The 17,971-nt window shown below is 32.8% G+C and carries 18 protein-coding genes; 9 read left to right on the top strand and 9 right to left on the bottom strand.

Features of this window, described 5'->3' with window-relative positions; translation table 11 throughout:
- Positions 1–72 precede the first annotated feature (72 nt).
- From Q0921_RS10645 to Q0921_RS10630, 4 genes are all read right to left on the bottom strand, one after another.
- Positions 73–1,020, bottom strand: a complete 948-nt coding sequence (locus tag Q0921_RS10645; protein WP_299256580.1) for a glycosyltransferase family 2 protein — start codon at positions 1,018–1,020, stop codon at positions 73–75.
- Between the two features lies 1 nt (position 1,021).
- Complete coding sequence (locus Q0921_RS10640; RefSeq protein ID WP_299256578.1) at positions 1,022–1,531, bottom strand: DUF4199 domain-containing protein; 510 nt, start codon at positions 1,529–1,531, stop codon at positions 1,022–1,024.
- 282 nt (positions 1,532–1,813) lie between these two features.
- Positions 1,814–2,341: a DUF4199 domain-containing protein gene (locus Q0921_RS10635; protein WP_299256576.1), complete on the bottom strand. Its 528-nt coding sequence runs from the start codon at positions 2,339–2,341 to the stop codon at positions 1,814–1,816.
- 140 nt (positions 2,342–2,481) lie between these two features.
- Complete coding sequence (locus Q0921_RS10630) at positions 2,482–3,012, bottom strand: DUF4199 domain-containing protein (protein ID WP_299256574.1); 531 nt, start codon at positions 3,010–3,012, stop codon at positions 2,482–2,484.
- Between the two features lie 233 nt (positions 3,013–3,245).
- Between Q0921_RS10630 and Q0921_RS10625 the strand changes: the two genes are divergently transcribed.
- The 3 genes from Q0921_RS10625 to Q0921_RS10615 all read left to right on the top strand — a co-directional run bounded on the left by Q0921_RS10625 (position 3,246) and on the right by Q0921_RS10615 (position 5,696).
- A complete protein-coding gene (locus Q0921_RS10625; RefSeq protein ID WP_299256572.1) occupies positions 3,246–3,722 on the top strand; it encodes a hypothetical protein in 477 nt (158 codons plus the stop codon).
- 195 nt (positions 3,723–3,917) lie between these two features.
- On the top strand, positions 3,918–4,169 hold the full coding sequence (locus Q0921_RS10620; protein ID WP_299256570.1) for a type B 50S ribosomal protein L31: 252 nt from the start codon (positions 3,918–3,920) through the stop codon (positions 4,167–4,169).
- 345 nt (positions 4,170–4,514) lie between these two features.
- Positions 4,515–5,696, top strand: coding sequence for a GlmU family protein (locus Q0921_RS10615; RefSeq protein ID WP_299256568.1), 1,182 nt, complete (start codon positions 4,515–4,517; stop codon positions 5,694–5,696).
- A gap of 66 nt (positions 5,697–5,762) precedes the next feature.
- On the opposite strand, the gene Q0921_RS10610 is transcribed toward Q0921_RS10615, so the two are convergent.
- Complete coding sequence (locus tag Q0921_RS10610; RefSeq protein WP_299256566.1) at positions 5,763–6,863, bottom strand: hypothetical protein; 1,101 nt, start codon at positions 6,861–6,863, stop codon at positions 5,763–5,765.
- A gap of 124 nt (positions 6,864–6,987) precedes the next feature.
- Positions 6,988–8,619, bottom strand: a complete 1,632-nt coding sequence (locus Q0921_RS10605; RefSeq protein ID WP_299256564.1) for an ABC transporter substrate-binding protein — start codon at positions 8,617–8,619, stop codon at positions 6,988–6,990.
- A 172-nt stretch (positions 8,620–8,791) separates the two neighbouring features.
- Between Q0921_RS10605 and mtaB the strand changes: the two genes are divergently transcribed.
- Positions 8,792–10,111, top strand: a complete 1,320-nt coding sequence (gene mtaB / locus Q0921_RS10600; protein ID WP_299256562.1) for a tRNA (N(6)-L-threonylcarbamoyladenosine(37)-C(2))-methylthiotransferase MtaB — start codon at positions 8,792–8,794, stop codon at positions 10,109–10,111.
- 72 nt (positions 10,112–10,183) lie between these two features.
- Here the strand turns inward: mtaB and Q0921_RS10595 are convergent, their stop codons facing one another.
- A complete protein-coding gene (locus Q0921_RS10595; RefSeq protein WP_118457181.1) occupies positions 10,184–10,486 on the bottom strand; it encodes an N-acetyltransferase in 303 nt (100 codons plus the stop codon).
- 294 nt (positions 10,487–10,780) lie between these two features.
- Here Q0921_RS10595 and Q0921_RS10590 point away from each other — a divergent pair, with 294 nt between their 5' ends.
- The 3 genes from Q0921_RS10590 (at position 10,781) to Q0921_RS10580 (ending at position 12,898) form a co-directional block, all read left to right on the top strand.
- On the top strand, positions 10,781–11,440 hold the full coding sequence (locus tag Q0921_RS10590; protein ID WP_299256560.1) for an alpha/beta hydrolase: 660 nt from the start codon (positions 10,781–10,783) through the stop codon (positions 11,438–11,440).
- Between the two features lie 71 nt (positions 11,441–11,511).
- Positions 11,512–12,459, top strand: coding sequence for a lytic transglycosylase domain-containing protein (locus Q0921_RS10585; RefSeq protein ID WP_299256558.1), 948 nt, complete (start codon positions 11,512–11,514; stop codon positions 12,457–12,459).
- Positions 12,460–12,529: 70 nt separating this feature from the next.
- Positions 12,530–12,898 carry a sulfite exporter TauE/SafE family protein gene (locus Q0921_RS10580; RefSeq protein ID WP_299256556.1) on the top strand — a complete coding sequence of 123 codons (369 nt, stop codon included), beginning with the start codon at positions 12,530–12,532 and terminating at the stop codon, positions 12,896–12,898.
- Between the two features lie 262 nt (positions 12,899–13,160).
- Here the strand turns inward: Q0921_RS10580 and Q0921_RS10575 are convergent, their stop codons facing one another.
- Positions 13,161–13,976, bottom strand: a complete 816-nt coding sequence (locus tag Q0921_RS10575; protein WP_299256554.1) for a redoxin domain-containing protein — start codon at positions 13,974–13,976, stop codon at positions 13,161–13,163.
- 149 nt (positions 13,977–14,125) lie between these two features.
- Positions 14,126–14,641 carry a DUF2892 domain-containing protein gene (locus Q0921_RS10570; RefSeq protein ID WP_299256551.1) on the bottom strand — a complete coding sequence of 172 codons (516 nt, stop codon included), beginning with the start codon at positions 14,639–14,641 and terminating at the stop codon, positions 14,126–14,128.
- Positions 14,642–14,812: 171 nt separating this feature from the next.
- On the opposite strand from Q0921_RS10570, the gene rpmH reads away from it, so the two are divergent.
- Both rpmH and carB read left to right on the top strand, forming a co-directional pair.
- Positions 14,813–14,971: a 50S ribosomal protein L34 gene (gene rpmH / locus Q0921_RS10565; RefSeq protein WP_081414554.1), complete on the top strand. Its 159-nt coding sequence runs from the start codon at positions 14,813–14,815 to the stop codon at positions 14,969–14,971.
- 108 nt (positions 14,972–15,079) lie between these two features.
- Positions 15,080–17,932: a carbamoyl-phosphate synthase large subunit gene (gene carB / locus Q0921_RS10560; RefSeq protein ID WP_299256549.1), complete on the top strand. Its 2,853-nt coding sequence runs from the start codon at positions 15,080–15,082 to the stop codon at positions 17,930–17,932.
- Positions 17,933–17,971 lie beyond the last annotated feature (39 nt).

Below are 17,971 nucleotides of genomic sequence, written 5' to 3'. Positions count from 1 at the left end.
AAAAAACATGTGTTCCCCTAAATTTAGGTAGTTACACGATTTTGATATGAAAGCTATACTGCATGTGTTGTTTTAGAGATGTATTTTCTCAGAAATGTTATATCGTTCTTTATCTCGCTTGCTTGTTAAAATAATTTCTCCTAGAAATCCAGCTAAGAAAAACTGTGTTCCTAATATCATGGATGTTAATGCAACATAAAATTCAGGTCGCTGAGCAATTAATCTTCCTTGTTTTTCTATAAAAAGTTTATCAATTCCCAGATACAGAGAAAAACAAAAGCCAACAATAAAAAGAATGGTGCCAATTAGTCCAAAGAAATGCATTGGACGCTTACCAAAGCGAGACATAAACCAAATGGTAATTAAATCTAAGAAACCATTTATAAAACGACTCATCCCAAATTTGGTTTTACCATATTTTCTTGCCTGGTGCAGTACTACTTTTTCACCAATTTTATTGAAACCCGCATTTTTTGCCAATACAGGAATATAGCGATGCATTTCTCCGTGTACATCCACATGCTTCACTACTTGATTTTTATATGCTTTTAGTCCACAGTTAAAATCGTGCAATTTTAGACCCGATGTTTTTCTTGCCGCAGCATTAAATAATTTGGAAGGTAAGTTTTTAGCGATTACAGAATCGTATCGTTTCTTTTTCCATCCAGAAATCAAGTCATAATTATCTTTGATAATGAGATCATACAATTCAGGAATTTCTTCTGGATTGTCTTGTAAATCGGCGTCCATGGTAATGACCACGTCGCCTAATGCTTCTGCAAAACCCGCATGTAATGCCTGGGATTTACCATAATTTCGTAGAAATTGTATTCCTTTTACATTTTGATCTTTTTTGGATAAAGTAGTAATAGCATCCCAAGATGCATCTGTACTACCGTCATCTATAAAAATGATTTCGTATGAATAAGAGTTAGATTGCATCACTTTTGCGATCCAATCATATAATTCGGTAAGTGATTCCTGCTCGTTAAGCAATGGTATTACAACAGAAATATCCATATTATTTTGATGCTGAATTAGTTTTATAAACGGAGCCTGCAATTAAAGATATCACAGCTCCTAAAAATACAAACCAAATTGTATACATAATGACACCAATATAAGATTTACTGGTATCTTGATTGGCGAGATTCTGTTTTACCTGATCCAACTGATCCGGAGAGAATTGTTCTGTGAATCGTAACTGTGTGTTAACTTGAAAACCAGGATCAATATACATATCATAAACATAGGCCATGGAACAGTAACATAATCCAGTCACTCCCATAATAATGATACCTGTTTTTAAAGTATCTATAATGGTTAAGGAGCCTTTTAGATTTTTATACTTTTTAATTACATATATAATAAGGACAATTTCTAGTATAAAAGCGACCAAAAAAGTAAGATAGTAAAGAATAGGAGAGAGTTCTGCTATTCTGGATACGTAGTCTAAGGCAACTCTGGCAATACCAGATAAAAGGGCCACAACAAGAATATAATTAAGAAAATTTTTATGAGAAACCCCCATTGATAATTTAGTAAAATGATTTGGTTGACAAATATAGGTATTACATCAATAGAAAATATGAACTCATCTTGACTTTCTGTTTTGAATCAAAAAATTGGCTTTTGTGTTATATTGAAGATGTTTTTTCTAAGTATAACAATAGCTACGATACTAAAATGTGGCAAAGTTAGAATACAAAATGTGAATTTTATAGGCTAAAGGAAAAATTATGATGAGTTCTGTAATAAAAAAATTGGATTGCCGTATCAGCAATCCAATTGTAATTTTTGAATTATATAAGTTTTAATATAAAGGTTCTTTCTTTTTTACCGCCAAACAAGCTAATAGACCAATGATGATATAAACAAGTATGCCATAGAACCATCCTTTTAGTTGAGAAACAAGACTGAATTGATTTTCTCCTTCCATTTTAGCTACCGCTTTTTCAATTTCGGACTCAGGAGCGCCAAATTTTTCCATAAATCCTACTGTAGATTCTATAACTTGTTCATTTATTCCTGTGGCTGCATCCGGATCGACCACCACATATATCAATATACTTACCGCTGAACCGATTAGAGTACCAATGGCAACAGTTATTAAATAAGATGTAAATGCTTCTTTGAAACCAATATATCCTCCTAAAAGTTTTCTGCTTTTTACAGCGGATACAATACCGAAAGTAATGATCATAAGGGATAAACCGATTCCTGCCATCCAGTTTGTGTACATGCCTTGATACATGGTGTACGCAATAACAGTTACCAGAGCGAGAATTACTCCTAATATGACTCCCAGAGATATAGCGTTAGATTTAACAGATTTTTCCATAATTATATTGTTTTGGTTATTTAGATATAACACATAAGTATACAAATGTAGCAAATTGTTACATTTTGCTTTTGAAAAAGATGATAATGGAAAATTCTGAATGGAGATAATTTTTTAGAACCTATTATTTATCAGTAGCACTAATTAAAAGGGTCTCGCTTTTTCCTGATGATAAGGCCGCCAATAAGACCGAATAAAATACCATTAATCAAATCTTCTGCAAGAGCAATTAAAATCATTCGAATGGGAGAAGTGTATTTTCTTGTGATCGCAATTTTTCTTTCAATATTTTCTTGGGTGAAATTGGTAGCAGTTTTTGCAATACGTTTGATTTGCTTGTCTTCAATTTGTGTAATAATTTCAGGATCTATTACTTTTATTAATAAAACCTTCCATAATATAGCGATTAATCCTCCTAACAAAGATATTCCTATACTAATCTTTAACGCTTCTCCAAGACTCATATAACCATTGTTATTTTTTTTAAAAATAAGCAGACCGGCAATGATGCTGGTAATAGTTATGAAAAAAAGAATAATTAAATGGAATACACCTTGATCGGTGTAATTACCGGTTAAGTAAGAGGTAAGACTAAAAATAATACTCGCTATCCCAAAAAGAACACCATATTTTAAGATATATTTTTTTGAAGGAATGCTCTTACTTTTCATTGTTTCCTTTAGTTGTTTTTGTAGAGTTTAAAACTCAAATATAATAAAATGTTAATAGTAAATTGCTTAATTTCTTCTTTTTTAATGGGTAATTATCGAAAAAAGATTATATTTACGTTATAAAATTACGGTTAAACCATCGTTTTTATTGTTTTTTACAAGTAAGACATAATAAAGATAAAAATGCATTTTAGCTGTTTTTTTTGACTCTTTAACTCCCGAAATATTGGCTTATGAAAACAAAATTACTTTATTTAACGAGTTTTTTACTTGTGTTTATTACTTCTTGTTCGTCTGATGAGAGCATTAACGGTTCTGTGGAACAAGAAAAAGATTTAAAGGTGAAAAGTCTTATTGAGGCTTTTGCGAAAGATGTAATTCCTTCTCCAGGTTTTTCTAAATTCATTGAAGAAGTACAAAACAAATCATCCTCTGGATTGACTACTGAAGAAGCTGCTCAATTGGAACAAGAATTTTTGAGTCGACAAACAGAAGAGTTTGTTGAGCTGTACTATTATGTATTAGCATTAGATTTATCTAAAGAAGAACTTAGAGGTTTTATAATTGAATATTTATCTATTATCAATAAAAGTTTCAAAGAGAATACGAAAAATGATACCGATGAGTGCGCAGCTGGTGGGGCTGGAGATGATGACTCTATTTTGTGGGCATTAATTCTTGCAATCTTTTGTGAAGAGAATAAAGTATGACAACAACATCTATTAATTTAATATTGTAAGGGCTTTCTAATAAAGAGAGTTAAATTTCTTTTAAATAAAAGAGTATTGCTGGTATCAAGACACTTTCTACAATAGAAATTTAAAATTATTAAAATAATTTTATTTAGGGTTGTTGTTTTATAAAAAATGTTTAAATTTGCACCTCGAAAATGATAATATAATACAATGAGAAAAGATATTCACCCAGATAATTACAGACTAGTTGCCTTTAAGGATATGTCGAACGATGAAGTTTTTTTAACTAAATCTACTGCGAATACTAAAGAAACACTTGATGTTGATGGTGTTGAGTATCCGTTAGTGAAACTAGAAATTTCAAGAACTTCTCATCCTTTCTATACAGGTAAATCTAAACTTATCGATACTGCAGGACGTATCGACAAGTTCAAAAACAAATACGCTAAATTCAAAAAGTAATTTAGTTCGTAAAAATTATAGGAAAGCCTTTCTTCATAGAAAGGCTTTTTTGTTTTTGGATGTTACCGTATTTTTGAAACTTGATGACATAGAGTAATTGAATTTTTGTAATGTAACTTGAATAGTAGATAGCGGTTTCATGTGGTTAATTACATCACTTCGAGTGATCCGCCTTAAGCGGATTGTATAGAGAAGCTTTCAAAAACGAAAATTTACTTGTCTTCGATACAATTTTTTATCAAAAATTACTCTGACTGACGTAAATTTTCTGATCATTATTCGCGTTAATATGGTGATATTGATAATCTGAGTAAAATAACAATACAAACTTTTCATTTTATAGCTATGAATTATATTCTTTTTGATGGGGCTTCCAGAAATTCACTACTTCCTTTTACATATACAAGACCAGTAGCTGATATCAGGATTGGTATTTTAACCATTCGTGAGAAATGGGAGCACTATTTGGGATTTACAACCTCTACAATTACCGAAGAATACCTTAGTGGTAAGTTTCCTATGGTAGAATTAGAAGAGAATGTAATGATCAATGCTTCTTATTTACCGACAGAGAATCTGGTAATTATGGTGAAGAACTTAGAGCCCAATCAAGCTATATTTTTTGAAGACGAGCCAATTGCTTTTTATGCAAAAGAAGATCAGGAAGTAGATTTTGATACCTATGATGTGATTCAGTATAGCTATGATGTATTTACGGTAAAATATACCTGGGATATTTTTTCTAAAAATGAAAGAGCAATCAAGGAAGATTTTGATTTACTCACTAAAGATCGCCAAAGTCAACCAATTCCGGCAAGTAATAATGTTATTGCGCCAGAAAATGTTTTCTTAGAAGAAGGAGCTAGATTAGAATTCGTAACACTTAATGCATCTGGAGGGTCGATATATATAGGAAAAGATGCAGAAATTATGGAGGGTAGTCTTATTCGAGGACCTTTTGCGCTTTGTGATCATTCGACAATTAAAATGGGAGCAAAGATATATGGAGGGACTACCGTGGGACCGCATTCTAAAGTAGGAGGAGAGGTCAATAATTCCGTGATATTTGGATATTCTAATAAAGGACACGACGGTTTTATAGGAAATACGGTAGTAGGAGAATGGTGTAATCTGGGTGCAGACACCAATACATCAAATCTTAAAAACAACTATGCTCCGGTAAGATTATGGAGTTATGAAACTGAAGGTTTTGCCAAAACAGGATTGCAGTTCTGCGGATTAATGATGGGAGATCATTCTAAATGCGGTATCAATACCATGTTTAATACGGGAACGGTAATCGGAGTTAATGCTAATATTTTTGGTAGTGGATTTCCACGTAATTTTGTTCCTAGTTATAGTTGGGGTGGAAATAGTGGATTTACTACCTATTTAACTAAGAAAGCTTTTGAAGTAGCAAAAGTAGTGATGTCCAGACGCGGTATTGAATTAACTGAAGAAGATCAGAAAATTCTGGAACACGTTTTTGAAGAAACGCAACCATGGCGTAAGAGTTATGATTCATAAAAAAAACACCCTCCATTTTTATGGAGGATGTTTTAACTTCACCTTCTTTAGAAAGACTTATTTAATTTACTTTGTGTAAAATGTTTGTAATGATATGCCATCATCTTGACTGTCAATTCTTAATTCAGAACCATTTACAAAGGTAGTCCCTGATAAATAAAATAAATAGCCAAACTCTTCAGTATAAGATTCTACCATGTCATCCTCAAAATAAATACTTGTTTCCTCAAAAACTATCAAGTTTAGTTTAGCTTCTTCCTCGTCATATGCCCACATACCTTTAACTGATTCTTCAGATCCAAAATTATCTTCTACGGGATTATTAACTACGGAACAAGAATTAGTACTTTCGCTAAAATCAAATTCTTGTTTTTGGAAATTTAGGTCTTTATGGGTAAAAGTACCATCGGCATTTAATGTTAAGTTAATTTCGGTAGAAGCATAACACCATCCTTCATTTTCTTCTACAACCAAAGTACTGTCATTGTTACAAGTAATTGTTCCCGGTCCTTCACAGAAATTAATATCCCCAAGTACAAAAGTTTGATTATTGATAATTTGTTTTGTGTAATTCCAAGTACCTACTAAATTAGGATTTCCTGCCCAAGCTTCAACTTCTACACAAACTTCTACAGGTTGGCTAATGTTACCTTCGGTATCGTAAATACATATTAAATAACAAAATGTTCCCGGAGATACTGCATCTTCAAAATCTACATCAATTTCCACTTGTTGATCGTTTGATTTGCTAAGTTGTTTGTTAAATAGCCCTTTTCTTTTATTGTTGTTAATTACATTTGATCTCCCTGGTACGGTAACGTTCCAATATTCAGCTGCCATTGTTCCATCAGATGATTGTAATTGAATGTATGCTCCTGCATAATTTGTTGGCGCACCAAACGAAATATCAAAACCGTTTTTCTGAAAACCGGATTGTGTTGTTTGATCCATAGTAAAAGGTAATGTCCCTGTAGGAGTTGGGGCATCACCAGCAACGATTGTTCCGTTGTTAATGATAATGTTTCCTGATACATCGTCAGGATTTAAAGCAATTTCTTCTATTGGATCAGGATTTACAGTTACAATTCCAGTACCTGAGTCATCATCACTACAAGATACGGCAACTAGAGATAGTAATGCTACTGCGCATAAATAGGATTTTTTCATAAGAATTAGGTTAAAAATTTATGTTAAAAAAATAATAATCGATGGCGAATATAGATAAAAAACATCGACTAAAGGTGTTTTTATACGATTAAATGCATTTTTTTTTGATCTGTAAAAATAGAGATTACTGGTGCTTCTCTTTCCAAACTCGTTTTAAGACTAAGAAGTTCTGAGGGTTATTAGTCAATCCTTTTACACTTTTTCCTGTAAAACGAACTACCTGATCATAATATAAAGGCACGATAGGAGCGTGGGAGATAATGATAGAATCCATTTTTGCATAATATGCTTCTCTTACTTCTACATCGGTAATAGAGAAACTTTCTTCGTAAAGTTGATCAAAAGTTTCATTCTTAAAATGGGTATAGTTAGGACCGTTAGGAGTGAAGTTTTTGCTGTAATACGGAGACAAGAAATTTTCTGCATCAGGATAATCCGCGATCCAACTGGCTCTAAAAACATCTAATTCTCCGCTCCATTTCTTTTTTCTAATGGTTGAAGGAGGCATTACATCGACAATAATATTTAATCCAATTTTTTCTAATTCACGCTGGATAAATTCGCAAATACTTTGGTAATTGCTATCTGTAGCAATACTTATGGTTGGATTTTTATTTCCGGTTAATTCGATATATTCTTTGATGAGTTTACGGGATTTCTCAGGATTATATTCATATCCTTTTTGATTATTGAATCCTGGTAGCCCTTTTGGAATAAAACCGCTGGTTGCGGGAGTGCCTACTCCGTTTTTTAGGTAGGTGATCATTTTTTCTCGGTCAAAACCATAATTGATGGCTTTGCGAAGTAGTTCTGATTGTACTTCTTCTTTTTCTCCATCAAGATAAAAACCGAGATACTCAGAATTTAGATACGACCCTTTAGATAAGTTTACCTGATCTTTGTACTTATCTCTAAGTTTACCACTAGGAGTGAGTAATTCATCTTTATATGATGCGTCAAGACTGTTTAAAAAATCAATATTTCCTTTAGCGAATTGTAGAAATTCTGTTTGCTTATCTGGTAAAAATGTTACGGCTACGGCTTCGAGATATGGTAATTGTTTTTCGTTTTTGTCTTTTTCAAAATAGAGCTCGTTTCGGCGTAGTACAAGTTTTATGTTTTCTTCCCAAAGCTTGAATTTAAATGGTCCAGTTCCTACTGGGTTTGCTCTAAAGTCAGTTCCGTAGAATGCTACAGCTTCTTTTGGCACTACAGAGCAATAGCGCATACTCATTAATCCCAAAAAGGCAGGGAAAGGTTTTTTTAATTGTATCCGAAATGTAGTATCATTAAGTGCTTTATAATTTGCTACATTTTTTAATACCCAATTTCCAGGAGATGCGACTTTGGGATCAATAAGTCTATTAAAACTATATTCAAAATCCTTTGCTATGACTACTCGAGTGCTGTCTTTAGTTTTAAAAGCAGTGTGTTTGTGAAACTTTACCTTATCTCTTAATATGAAGGTATAGGTCAAATTATCCTCCGAAATAGTCCATTTTTTTGCAATATCCGGTTGTACGTGTAATGAATCATCTAATTGTACAAGGCCATTGAATAATTGATTTGTAGCCCAAATAATTGGTGGATTTCTGGCAAATGCAGGATCTAAAGTGGAAATATTAGAATATTCATTGTATCTGAATACCAGATGATCTTTATCTTCCTTAGAAGAATTTCCACAAGAAAAGCAAAGAACACATAGGTAAACTATTGCTAAATAGTGAATTATAGAAGTTAATTGATTGGTTTTCAATTTTAGTAAACGGATTATTGTTGGTATCTTTGCACCCTTTAATTTAATAAGGGTGTCCTGAACTCGTTTCAGGGGCTAATTATTAATAGTATAATCCAAAATCAGGGGTGTATCATTCCTGTTTTTGTGCTATAAGCGTGTAAAGTTAAGAAGATACTGAAACAAGTTCAGCATGAATAGAAAAAAAGTCGCTTTTTATACCTTAGGTTGTAAACTGAATTTTTCAGAAACCTCTACGATTGCCAGAGACTTTACTAATGAAGGCTTTGATAGAGTAGATTTTTCTGAAAACGCGGATATCTATGTAATCAATACCTGTTCCGTTACGGAGAATGCAGATAAAAGGTTTAAAACTATTGTAAAGCAAGCGCAGAAGGGGAATCCAGATGCATTTGTTGCTGCGGTAGGATGTTACGCTCAGTTAAAACCAGAAGAATTAGTTGCCGTAGATGGGGTTGATCTGGTATTGGGAGCAACAGAGAAGTTTAAGATTACTGATTATATTAATGACTTGTCTAAAAATGAATTTGGAGAAGTCCATTCTTGCGAAATTGAAGAAGCTGATTTTTATGTAGGTAGTTATTCTATAGGTGATCGTACCAGAGCATTTTTAAAAGTTCAGGATGGCTGTGATTATAAATGTACCTATTGTACCATTCCTTTAGCTAGAGGGATTTCACGTAGTGATACTTTAGGTAATGTGCTGAAAAATGCGAAAGAAATTTCTGAACAAGGAATAAAAGAGATTGTGTTAACGGGAGTTAATATAGGTGATTACGGGAAAGGTGAGTTTGGAAATAAAAAACATGAACATACTTTTTATGAATTAGTGCAAGCGCTGGATGAAGTAGATGGTATTGAGAGATTACGTATTTCATCTATAGAGCCTAACTTACTTAAGAACAAAACAATTGATTTTGTTTCAAAATCGAGGACATTTGTACCTCATTTTCATATTCCATTACAATCAGGAAATGATGAGATACTAAAATTGATGCGTCGCAGGTATCTTAGTGGTTTGTATGTAGATCGTGTTAATAAAATTAAAGAAGTGATGCCATATGCTTGTATCGGTGTTGATGTCATTGTTGGTTTTCCGGGTGAAACAGATGATCATTTTCTAGATACTTATAATTTTTTATCAGAGTTGGATATATCTTACTTACATGTGTTCACATATTCTGAAAGAGAAAATACCGTGGCGGCTTCATTAGAAAATGTAGTTCCGCAAGATGTGCGAAAGAAAAGAAGTAAGATGTTACGTGGATTATCTGTTAAGAAAAGAAGGGCTTTTTATGAAAGTCAGATAGGAACAAATAGAACGGTGTTATTTGAATCTGAAAATAAGGAAGGGTATATTCATGGGTTTACAGAGAATTATGTAAAAGTAAAAATGCCTTGGAATCCTTCTTTTGTGAATACATTGCGCAAGGTAAGACTCAGTGATATTGATGATGAAGGAATGGTTAGGTTTGAACTTTTGGAGGAATAAACACAGAAACGAAATAAAGGACAAAAACCTGCCTATTAAGCAGGTTTTTATCCTTTATAAAAAGAAATACTTCTATATATTAATTCCTACGGGAAGTAAGTCTTTATATTTTCTTCTATTCTTTCGCATAAATTTAGCGATTATAGGGCTAGTAGGTACTAGTCGAATATTACGTTCTTCGATAATATTGAAGACCGCTACTATAAAATCTTCAGAATATCCTTTTTCTATTAGCTCATCAGGCATGATAAGTTTAGTCAGGAATATTTTTCTCTCTTGTTGAGCATACTCGATTTTTGCTTTTTGACCTTCAATAGTAGTTTCGAATTGTCTCAAAAATTCATTATCTACTATTTCTAATTCCACATCGCTCATGTTCTCCATATTTTTTTTAATTTACTATTTAATAAAAATTAAAAGTGGTGTTTTAAAATGTATAGTTTTTGACTTCAGAAGTTTAATAAATATTCTGAAATTAGCTCATGATTTGCATCGAATTTTGTTATTGTTTTTTTTAACCTAACTAAGATTTGTTAGTTCAATTTTTCCCTTTTACAATAATTTAATACACTGTTTACTTTTTTCTAATAAAGTATTACTATAATTTTGAATTGCAAAGATAAGAAAATTAGTGCGTTAAATGCATAAACCACTGTTAAAATAGCTAGTATGGAGGAAGTTACCCATGTTTATTTTGTTCCCGGTATGGCGGCAGACGTTTCTATTTTTGAAAATATAAGCCTTCCGGAAGATAGATATAAGACGCATACACTGCCTTGGAAGATTCCAGAGAAAAGAGAATCTATTGAAAAGTATGCTTTGCGTATGTGTGAAGAAATAGAACATAAAGAATGTGTACTTATTGGTGTTTCTTTTGGAGGGATGATTGTTCAGGAAATGAATAAGTATCTCAATGTTAGTAAATTGGTTATTGTTTCTAGTGTAAAAAACAAACATGAATTACCTAGAAGAATAAAGTTAGCAAGAAAAACTAAGGCCTATAAGTTAATGCCTACTTCATTGGTATCTAAGATAGATAATTGGGAAAAACTTGCTTTTGGTGATTTTGCAAAGAAGAGAGCTGCCATGTATCAAAAGTATCTTTCTGTAAATGATAAAACATATTTGGATTGGGCAATAGAGAATATTGTATGTTGGGACCAAGAAGAGTCAATAAAAGGTATTGTTCACATTCATGGAGATAAAGATCTTGTTTTTCCTATTTCTCATATTGACGACTGTATTAAGATAGAAAAAGGTACACATGTGATGATTATTAATCGTGCTAGATGGTTTAACCAACATTTGCCAGAAATAATTGGGAATTAATTACCAATATTCCAATATTTTACATTATTTTGGAAACATAGAAATTATTCCCCAATAAAACCTACTTAAAGATGAAGATGATAAGAAAAGTGCTATTTTTTTTAGGCGTGTTATTTACCTTTGGTATTTTAGTGAACGCTACGCAACAAGAACCTCAAAAACCAATTGCTCAAGAACTTTTAGAAGAAAAATTGATCAACGACTATAATGTCTACGCTGTACCTATGCCGGACAATATGAATTTTGCCGGAGAATTGGTGCCTGTCGAAAATCCAGATATTCGCGAACGAATGGATAGAGAACTTTTAGTGAATACCTATTGGCAATCTAATGGATTATTGCTTTTTAAACGGGCTAATAAATATTTTCCTATTATAGAACCAATTCTAAAAGAAGAAGGAGTTCCTAATGATTTTAAATATCTAGCTGTTATAGAAAGTAGTTTGACTCAGGCAGTTTCGCCAGCTAGAGCAACAGGGTTTTGGCAAATACTAAAAAATACAGGAAAAGAATATGGCTTAGAAGTTAATAATAATGTGGATGAAAGGTATCATATCGAAAAATCGACTAGAGTTGCTTGTAAATATTTAAAGAGTGCGAAAAAACGTTTTGGAAGTTGGACATTAGCAGCAGCGGCATACAATGCTGGTCCTGCAGGTATTAATAAGCAATTAAAAAGACAGAATGCAACTACATATTACGATCTTCTTTTAGGACAAGAAACAGGAAGATATGTATTCAGAATTACTGCAGTGAAAGAAATATTAAGCAATCCTAAAAAATATGGATTTAACTTTACGAAGGATGATTTGTATGAGTATATACCAACATTTAATGTTTTAGTAGACGAGCCAATTACAGACTTTAATGAATTTGCTGCTAAGTACAATATCAATTATAAGATTTTAAAACTTCATAATCCTTGGTTACGAGAGACAAGCCTAAATAATGCAACAGGCAAAGAGTATTTGATCAAAATTCCTAGAGAAGGGTATTATAAGACTGGTGTAGGGCAATAACCTGAATATTTGGATTAAATAATTCAATCTTTTTATGGCGACATAACTACAATTATTGTAAAATTGTGTTATGGATACAATGACGATTATCTCACTTGTAGTGATAGGTTTATTGGCTGGTTTTTTAAGTGGAACTATGGGAGTTGGAGGAAGTGTGGTTATGATACCGCTTCTAATCTTATGGGTTGGTTTTACACAACACCAGGCACAAGGTACAAGTCTTGCAGTGCTCTCTGTTCCGGTTACATTGTTAGCAGCTTTTAATTATTATAAAGAAGGTCATGTAAACCTGAAATTTGCTGCTATAATAGCAGTAACTTTTGTTTTAGGAGGCTATTTGGGAAGTAAATTTGCAATTTCTGTTAATCAGACCGTACTGAAAAAGATCTTCGGGGGCGTACTGTTATTGGTAGCATTCAAAATGATTTTCGGGAAGTAATAAAGCTAGTTTTTTAAACTATTCCATTCTTGTTGATTATAAATGTTAGATAAATAACTGAAGTTCTACTTTGGGTTGGTTGTCGAAAATCCCTTTGTTTTAATGAAATCTACTTTTTTATATAATAACTATATTGGTACATTTTAGCATCTTGGAGATCCTTTAAATCGTACTAGTATTTTTTATAATCTATTTGATAACTAAATATAAATCCAGGTATTAAGAATAGAATCAGATTCTTCAAATGCAGGAAGTATATATCTTAATTCCTATTGTTGTTACCAAGAGAATCTTTCTCTCTTCGGTAACGTTCGTATTCTTCGTCTATATCTCGTTCTTCTTGTGAGCGTGAGTCTTTTTCTTTAGTTTCTTTTTTCTTTTCCTCTTCTGAAGCAGTTAATGCGCCCTTGGTATCTAGGTCGGCAATCAATAGAGAAACTCCTTTGGATAAAGAATTATAATGAATTGTATATGAGTTACTGAGGGTTTCGCTAGAGTGATGTGTCTCAATTTTACGAATGTCTAATAATTTTTTATCACTATCCATAAAATACATCATAGGAAAACCAAGAGAATGTTTTAAATTATTAATGATGTAAGAGTTTTGATTCGTCTTTTCATTTACATATAGTAACTGGATGTTATCACTGTATTCACCAACTTTTTCTTTCAGTCTTTCTTTCGTATCCCAAAACAAGACAATAAAGTCTATTTGATCATGAAATTTATCAGATAAGTCGTTCAAAGCAGGTATTTCTCCTATTCCTGGAACACACCAAGTGGCATATGTAATGAGAAAAATAGGTTTTTCTATTTCTTTAAAAGAAATAGATTCCCCTTTCATAGGACTCATTTTAAAATCGTCCATATAAGTACCTACAAAATGATTCTGAACAAGTGAATCAAATAAAAATTTAGCATACTCAAGATCTTGATCCTTGTACGCTTCATTACTTTTTAGGTTGTATTTTTTAATATGGGCTGCAACAGCAACAGAAAAAGGAATCTCTCTTTCCAACTGTGCATAAGCACTTCCAAAATATAAAAAGAGTATTCCTAGAATTAATATTTTCTTCATTACAACTTTATTACGGTAGCTAAAGTACTATAAAGTCTTTAAAAATAACAGTTTTAGCTGGGTAAAACCATTTTTTTGCTTGTTTAGTACCAGACTTATTTTCCCTTTTAACTAATTAGATAACGCAATTATAGGTACAATTAGTGTGCCTAAATCTTTTTCATTTGCTGTTTCATCATGGTGATCTGCTCCTTTAACATTCCATGTTTATCTAGTTTCTTAGCTTCTGTTAGGAGATTTTGTGCCTCTCTTTTTCTTCGTTTGGTCATAGCGATCCCAGCAAGATTGAGCTTGGCCACTGCAAGATCCTGATTCATAGATAAACCTAATTTAATAGCTTTTTTTAGGTATTTTTCTGCCTGTGTAATATTTGTTTGAGATAGCATAATACCCAGTAAATAGTTATAATACCCGTGTTGCTTAGTTGTAAGAGCAGTTTCCGGGTTTTTAATTCTATCCAACCATTTCTTGGCTCCAGCAAAATCTTGTTTACGCAATCTTAAGAACGAAAGAAGAATTAATTCATTTTTAAAATATAAAAAGACAAAAATTGAAGCCAGTAAAATCAGCATTATCCCGTTGCCAATATATCCTTCTATCATCTGCCAAATGGCCGTTCCAACAATTAATGCTGCGATTACTAATTTAATATTTTTATTGTACATGAAATGTGTTATATTTTTTGTCGCGGCAAAGGTAGTAAAAACAATTAAAAATATTTTGATATTTAGGTTTGTGAAAGTAAAAACTCTTTGTATATTTGCCCGCAGTTTTGGGATTACATCCCATTAGTTTAAAAAAAGATATTTCAAGAAGATTTATAAAGATAGATAGCAATGAAAAGAACGTTTCAACCATCGAAGAGAAAGAGAAAAAATAAACACGGCTTTAGAGAGCGTATGGCTTCTGCTAATGGTAGAAAGGTACTTGCTCGTAGAAGAGCTAAAGGTAGAAAAAAGCTATCTGTTTCCTCAGAATTAAGACATAAGCACTAATGATTTTAGTGTAATGAAAATATTAAGGTGTTACTTTTAGGAGTAACGCCTTTTTTTATATCTAGTCGATTCCTAAAATATTTTTAATACTTCAATACCAACACCAAAATGCCAAAAAACGAAAAACTCAAAAGTATATTGATCATCGGATCAGGACCAATTATTATAGGTCAGGCATGTGAGTTTGACTATTCAGGTTCACAAGCTTTACGTTCTTTACGAGAAGATGGAATAGAAACGATACTAATCAATTCTAATCCAGCAACGATTATGACGGATCCTTCAATGGCGGATCATATTTATTTAAAGCCATTAAATACCAAATCTATTATTGAAATCCTTAAGGAACATCCACAGATTGATGCGGTATTGCCAACGATGGGAGGACAAACTGCCTTAAATCTTTGTATTGAAGCAGATGAGAAAGGAATTTGGAAAGATTTTGATGTAGAGATTATAGGTGTTGATATCGATGCCATTAATATAACAGAAGATCGTGAGCAGTTTAGAGAACTAATGCTTAAGATTGGGATCGGAATGGCGCCACAAGCTACGGCAGGATCTTATCTAAAAGGAAAAGAGATTGCTCAAGAGTTTGGTTTCCCATTAGTAATTAGAGCATCATATACACTAGGAGGTGCTGGAGCATCTTTTGTTTATAAAGAAGAAGAATTTGATGAATTATTGACTCGAGGATTAGAGGTTTCCCCTATCCACGAGGTAATGATTGATAAAGCATTAATTGGATGGAAAGAATATGAATTAGAACTACTAAGAGATGCGAATGATAATGTAGTAATCATTTGTGCAATCGAAAATATGGATCCTATGGGAATTCATACAGGAGATTCTATAACCGTTGCTCCGGCAATGACACTTAGTGATAAAACATATCAACGTATGCGTGATATGGCTATCCATATGATGCGTAGTATTGGTGATTTTGCAGGAGGATGTAATGTACAGTTTGCCGTTAGCCCAGATGAAAATGAAGATATTATTGCTATAGAAATTAATCCTCGTGTATCGCGTTCTTCGGCATTAGCATCCAAGGCAACAGGATATCCTATTGCAAAAATTGCAGCAAAACTAGCTATTGGTTACACATTAGATGAATTAGATAATCAAATTACGAAATCAACATCAGCTTTATTTGAGCCGACCTTAGATTATGTAATTGTGAAAATCCCTCGTTGGAATTTTGATAAGTTTGAAGGTTCTGACCGAAGATTAGGGCTTCAGATGAAGTCAGTAGGAGAGGTAATGGGGATTGGTCGATCTTTTCAAGAAGCTTTGCATAAAGCAACACAATCTTTAGAAATAAAGAGAAACGGGCTTGGGGCAGACGGAAAAGGTTATAAGGATTATGATCAGATTATAAGTAAGCTTACGTATGCTAGTTGGGATAGAGTTTTTGTGATTTATGATGCGATCCAAATGGGGATTCCGTTAAGTAGAATCCACGAGATTACTAAAATAGATATGTGGTTCTTAAAGCAATATGAAGAATTACATTTATTAGAAAAAGAAATTTCTACATATACGATTCAGTCATTGACCAAAGATCTAATTCTTGAAGCGAAACAAAAAGGTTTTGCAGATAGACAGATTGCACATATGCTGGGTTGCTATGAAAGCGAAGTTTATAACAAAAGGGATGAATTAGGAGTAAACAGAGTTTATAAGCTAGTAGATACGTGTGCTGCAGAGTTTAAGGCAAAAACGCCATATTTTTATTCTACTTTTGAAGCTGAAATAGAAACTCCTGAAGGGGAAGTTCTTGTTTCTAATGAAAGTATTGTAACAGATAAAAAGAAAATTGTTGTTTTAGGATCAGGACCTAATCGTATTGGTCAAGGAATTGAATTTGACTACTGCTGCGTTCACGGAGTATTAGCTGCTGCTGAGTGTGGATACGAAACGATTATGATCAATTGTAATCCAGAAACAGTTTCTACAGATTTTGATACAGCTGATAAATTATATTTCGAACCAGTTTTCTGGGAACATATTTATGATATCATTAGACATGAAAAACCAGAAGGTGTAATTGTTCAGTTAGGAGGACAGACAGCGCTAAAGCTTGCTGAGAAACTAGATCGTTATGGAATTAAAATCATTGGTACAACATATCAGTCATTAGACCTTGCAGAGGATAGAGGTAGTTTTTCTACATTGTTAAAAGAAAACAATATTCCTTATCCTGAGTTTGATATAGCAGAAACAGCCGATGAAGCATTAGAAGTTGCTGATCGTTTAGATTTCCCGCTTTTAGTGCGTCCATCATATGTATTAGGAGGACAAGGAATGAAAATTGTCATCAATAAAGAAGAGTTAGAAGAGCACGTTGTTGATTTACTTCGAAAAATACCAAATAATAAATTGTTACTGGATCATTATCTGGATGGTGCTATTGAAGCCGAAGCAGATGCAATTTGTGACGGAGAGAATGTATACATCATCGGTATTATGGAACATATAGAACCTTGCGGAATTCACTCTGGAGATTCTAATGCTACCTTACCGCCATTCAATTTAGGAGAATTTGTAATGCAGCAAATTAAAGATCATACACATAAAATTGCGTTAGCTCTTAATACTGTTGGGTTAATTAATATTCAATTTGCTATCAAAGATGATATTGTGTATATTATAGAGGCAAACCCTAGAGCATCTAGAACCGTTCCTTTTATTGCAAAAGCATACGGAGAACCTTATGTAAATTATGCTACTAAGGTAATGTTAGGAGAGAAAAAGGTTACAGACTTTGATTTCAAACCACACTTAGATGGGTATGCTATCAAACAACCTGTATTTTCTTTTAATAAATTTCCGAACGTAAATAAGAAATTAGGACCAGAGATGAAGAGTACAGGAGAAAGTATCTTATTTATTGAGGATCTTAAGGACGATCAGTTTTATGATCTGTATTCGAGACGTAAGATGTATTTAAGTAAGTAATTATTTAAGTAATATTAATATAAATCCCGCTTTATGGCG

This window comes from uncultured Aquimarina sp., from assembly GCF_947496855.1.
Classification (GTDB): Bacteria; Bacteroidota; Bacteroidia; order Flavobacteriales; family Flavobacteriaceae; genus Aquimarina.
This window is presented reverse-complemented; position numbering and strand designations above follow the sequence as displayed.

Coding starts and splice junctions, on each gene's coding strand:
- Q0921_RS10645 (WP_299256580.1), bottom strand. CDS start 1,020: ATGGATATTTCTGTTGTAATACCATTGCTTAACGAGCAGGAATCACTT.
- Q0921_RS10640 (WP_299256578.1), bottom strand. CDS start 1,531: ATGGGGGTTTCTCATAAAAATTTTCTTAATTATATTCTTGTTGTGGCC.
- Q0921_RS10635 (WP_299256576.1), bottom strand. CDS start 2,341: ATGGAAAAATCTGTTAAATCTAACGCTATATCTCTGGGAGTCATATTA.
- Q0921_RS10630 (WP_299256574.1), bottom strand. CDS start 3,012: ATGAAAAGTAAGAGCATTCCTTCAAAAAAATATATCTTAAAATATGGT.
- Q0921_RS10625 (WP_299256572.1), top strand. CDS start 3,246: ATGAAAACAAAATTACTTTATTTAACGAGTTTTTTACTTGTGTTTATT.
- Q0921_RS10620 (WP_299256570.1), top strand. CDS start 3,918: ATGAGAAAAGATATTCACCCAGATAATTACAGACTAGTTGCCTTTAAG.
- Q0921_RS10615 (WP_299256568.1), top strand. CDS start 4,515: ATGAATTATATTCTTTTTGATGGGGCTTCCAGAAATTCACTACTTCCT.
- Q0921_RS10610 (WP_299256566.1), bottom strand. CDS start 6,863: ATGAAAAAATCCTATTTATGCGCAGTAGCATTACTATCTCTAGTTGCC.
- mtaB (WP_299256562.1), top strand. CDS start 8,792: ATGAATAGAAAAAAAGTCGCTTTTTATACCTTAGGTTGTAAACTGAAT.
- Q0921_RS10595 (WP_118457181.1), bottom strand. CDS start 10,486: ATGAGCGATGTGGAATTAGAAATAGTAGATAATGAATTTTTGAGACAA.
- Q0921_RS10590 (WP_299256560.1), top strand. CDS start 10,781: ATGGAGGAAGTTACCCATGTTTATTTTGTTCCCGGTATGGCGGCAGAC.
- Q0921_RS10585 (WP_299256558.1), top strand. CDS start 11,512: ATGAAGATGATAAGAAAAGTGCTATTTTTTTTAGGCGTGTTATTTACC.
- Q0921_RS10580 (WP_299256556.1), top strand. CDS start 12,530: ATGGATACAATGACGATTATCTCACTTGTAGTGATAGGTTTATTGGCT.
- Q0921_RS10575 (WP_299256554.1), bottom strand. CDS start 13,976: ATGAAGAAAATATTAATTCTAGGAATACTCTTTTTATATTTTGGAAGT.
- Q0921_RS10570 (WP_299256551.1), bottom strand. CDS start 14,641: ATGTACAATAAAAATATTAAATTAGTAATCGCAGCATTAATTGTTGGA.
- rpmH (WP_081414554.1), top strand. CDS start 14,813: ATGAAAAGAACGTTTCAACCATCGAAGAGAAAGAGAAAAAATAAACAC.
- carB (WP_299256549.1), top strand. CDS start 15,080: ATGCCAAAAAACGAAAAACTCAAAAGTATATTGATCATCGGATCAGGA.